Origin of the sequence: Pseudoxanthomonas mexicana (assembly GCF_001556105.1) — a bacterium.
Classification (GTDB): Bacteria; Pseudomonadota; Gammaproteobacteria; order Xanthomonadales; family Xanthomonadaceae; genus Pseudoxanthomonas_A; species Pseudoxanthomonas_A mexicana_A.
Genome location: NZ_LSIF01000069.1, coordinates 1 through 3,512 on the forward strand (window position 1 = coordinate 1; position 3,512 = coordinate 3,512).

Annotated in this window: 1 protein-coding gene and 1 pseudogene; both read right to left on the reverse strand. The window is 56.0% G+C overall.

Going from position 1 to position 3,512, the window contains the following annotated elements; translation table 11 throughout:
- Positions 1-1,104: 1,104 nt before the first annotated feature.
- The gene (locus tag AX730_RS18910) at positions 1,105-1,563 is read right to left on the reverse strand and encodes a hypothetical protein (protein ID WP_157074234.1); all 459 of its coding nucleotides are present in this window, start codon (positions 1,561-1,563) and stop codon (positions 1,105-1,107) included.
- 825 nt (positions 1,564-2,388) lie between these two features.
- Positions 2,389-3,462 (reverse strand): annotated as a pseudogene (locus AX730_RS12765) (peptidase domain-containing ABC transporter); the annotation flags it as partial.
- Positions 3,463-3,512 lie beyond the last annotated feature (50 nt).

The window sequence follows — 3,512 nt, forward strand, 5'->3', positions numbered from 1 at the left end:
GGCAATGGCCGCATAGCTCCACTTCTGGTGTCCGCTAAAAGCGGGGGGATTACCCTAGCATCAAGCACAAGATTGCAATGAGACGCCTCATTCTCTCCCCTCCCCCAAGAAGCTCATGAAAATTGTTTGTTCCGGCAGAACGCCTAAATCGAGCCGCGCCGCGAAGCGTCGGCTTGAATGAATTGTTAGGCCGCGACGCCGAGTACAAGTGAAACCTCCCTTGCGGCAACCGTACCACCCCAAACTATCCAGCAATACGGTACTCGCCTGGTCGCACAAGCGAAAGCTCGTCAATGCGGCCGTAATGCAGGCTGCCGTCAGCGTCCTGAGTGGTTAGAGCAGCGTCTTGTGGGAGCAGACCGATAACAGAAGAAGCACCAAAAAAACCGGATGAGACCGGCGCGATAGCAAGCCCAATCACCACGTGCAGCTGGCGTTGCAGCAGGGTGGCTTCGCAAGAGGTTCGCGAGGGCGCTGAACGTGAGCGAGTCTGAAGCGTAGTGCCACGAGAGAACGAATGTGTCCTCCAGCAAGATGTTGTCAAACGCATCAATGCTCATGAGCGACCTAACGCCTGAATCAAGCCGACCCGCGAAGCGGCATCGGCTTGAATGAATTGTTAGCGACAAGACTAGAAATTAGTCGTTTTCTTGAGGTAAGTGTCAAGCGTGTAGGAAAACGCGTAATCCCTCATTATTGAATTTTGATCTGCAACATATCGTTCAACATCCAGTCGCCCGGTTGAATCCCTTTTGGCTGCGGACCTGGCAGTCTCGGCAGAGAAACGACTCATCTCCTTAATGCAATGAGCGTATGCAGCAGTAGCAATCTCAGTCGGCGTTGCCCTAGTCCCAGTCATGGCCGTTGCATAGCGGGTGGCGTAGCCAGAATGACAGTCAAGAACAGCCTTTGCATAAGGGTCGCTGCCAAAAAGCGGATCAGGCGCCTGTTGCGCATGCACTACTAATGGCGCAAGTGAGAGGAAAAGAGTAGTCGTAAGTGCATCCAATCGCATAAAAGTTTCCTTCTGTTTGTGGGCGCTAACGCCTGAGTTAAGCCGACCCGCGAAGCGGGTTCGGCTTGAATGAATTGTTAGTGACCATCCTACGGCGCACCGACGCTGACATCTTTAGGAAGCATGCCGCCGGTGACAGTTTGCTGTGTGTCTAGGCGGGTTAGTACATGTCCATGAATAAGCCAAGGTGAGCTGCCACCCCTTGAGCACAAGAAAAGAATCTCACTTGATGCAAAAGCGCCGCGCTTTACGGCGTAGTTGAGCGAGTAGCAAGGACCATCATCATTTGCGGCAAGGCTAGAGCTTTGTAACTCGGCGGAATTTACGAGGCCGTACTTTTGCTGAAGTTCGCCTAGAATCCGGGGCCAGTTGTCGACTTGGCTCTTGAACTCCGGGGAGAACTGGGCTAACGCCGTCTTACCATCACCGGACTTCAGTGCGCCGTAAAACTTTTCGCCCGCTGCAACCGGCAAAGCTACATCAACGTTCTGAACGTTGCATCCAGCTAACAGGATGGTGGCGGCGATAACGACGATCGGCTTTTGCATCAATCCCCCGAGCGGCCTGATATGGGCCCTAACGCCCGAATTAAGCCGAGCCGCGAAGCGGCGTCGGCTTGAATAAATTGTTAGGGGGTACTGCCATTGACCGCAAGCTCCCTGCCAATACCTACGTCGCGACCGTACTTGAACGTACGCTCCGCAACTATCACGTCTCCGCAACGCAGAACGATGTGATGTCCTTTGCGTGATGGGCTAATCGGAATGTTCTGCCTGAAGTTGCCGGAAACAGCCCATTCCTTCGGAGCATCACTGGAGCTAACGGACACTACAGACAGCAGGCAAGAATCATTAGTCGGCGCCGATCCAGTTGCATAGAAGAATCCATGGGCTGGACCAAGCCAGTGAGCGCAGCCGGTGAATGACAAAAGAACTACGGCCGTCGCAAGAACTTTCATGTGCCCCCTAACGCTTGAGTTAAGCCGGATGCGTACACCAATCACTATGATCAGCTGGGCCAGTCTGACTTGATCACGACCAGTGTGTTGATCAGCAAGGCATTCTGAAGGTCAGTTGCTTGTTAAGGACAGCTCCCGATCTGTCAATCAGGGGCGGACTGCGGCGCAATGGCAATCGAAGACAGATAGGTTGCTTGATCAACAATGCCGCCAGCCGCCTTTGTTCGGAGTATCGGTCAGTCAGCGCATCACGATGCGGGCGCAGCAAAACGGTGAGGTGCACGAGTTCTTGCATCACGTCAACGATCCGGTCCTAGTACGGTGAAAGCCTCATGCGACCAACGACATCGGACTTCTGGAATGCCTTGGATGCGTGTTCAGCTTGATCTGACCTCGTATGCTGGCATAGCTTCGGTCAGCTTGCTGGTGCTGGCTCGCTAGCTAGCGCTGGCCTCAGCTCCTGAGCAATCTTTCCACCGTGCACGACCAGCACCCGATCAGCACTGGCAATCGTTTCGGGTCTGTGGGCCACGATGACCTTGGTGACTTTGAGTTGCTTGACCGCCTCGTTCACCAGTTGCTCGTTGGTCACATCCAGGTGGCTGGTTGCCTCGTCCAGGAACAAGAGCTTGGGTTCGCGGTACAGCGCACGCGCCAGAATCACTCGCTGCTTCTGCCCGCCGGACAGACTGCTGCCCATGTCGCCGATCAAGCTGTGGTAGCCCATTGGCATCGCCGCGATTTCATCGTGGATGGCGGCCAGCCGCGCGGCACGTTCCACCCGTTCTTGATCCACCGCCTGATTGAAGAAGCTAATGTTGTCGGCGATGCTGCCACCGAATAGCTGGTCATCCTGCATCACCGCTCCGACTATTTTCCGCATGTTGCGCGGTCCGGCCTTCTGGATGTCCTGCCCGCCGATGCGAATGCTGCCCTCGCTCGCCTTCAGCAGGCCCAGCAGCAGTTTCACCAACGTTGTCTTGCCGCAGCCGGATGCGCCGACGATCGCCACACATTCACCCGGCGCGATGCTGAGGCTCAGGCCCTTCAGTACCCAAGGCTCGCCATCAGCGTAGCGGAACGCAAGATTCTCCACTTCGATACGGGTATCGGCCGGTGCTTCGACCTCCGGCTTGATCTCGGCATCCTCCGGCTCGGTGAGCACGATGTCGGCCAAGCGTTCGCCATGCAGACGCAGCATGCGGAACTCGATTGCCTTGTCGATCAGCGCCGACATGCGCTGGGCAAACTGGTCCTTGTAGGCCAGGTAGGCGATCAACATGCCGACCGAGAACACGTTTTCCAAAGCCAGCAATGCGCCGATCCAGATGACCGCGATGCGCTCCACGCCGAACACCAATTGACTGGCGCTGTTGAAACCCAGGCCCATGCGGGCCAGTTTGATTTCGTGGTTGACGGTATCCACCATCAGGTTGTCGTAGGTGCTGCGGCGCAGACCTTCGGCGCCGGCTATTTTCACGCTCTGGACCGGCCAGAGTTCTGTAGACACTCAGTCGCCGCTCTGCGCGTAGCGCCTTT

Bases quoted from the DNA above. Each gene is read 5' to 3' on its own strand.
- AX730_RS18910 (WP_157074234.1), bottom strand. From the start codon at position 1,563: ATGCAAAAGCCGATCGTCGTTATCGCCGCCACCATCCTGTTAGCTGGA.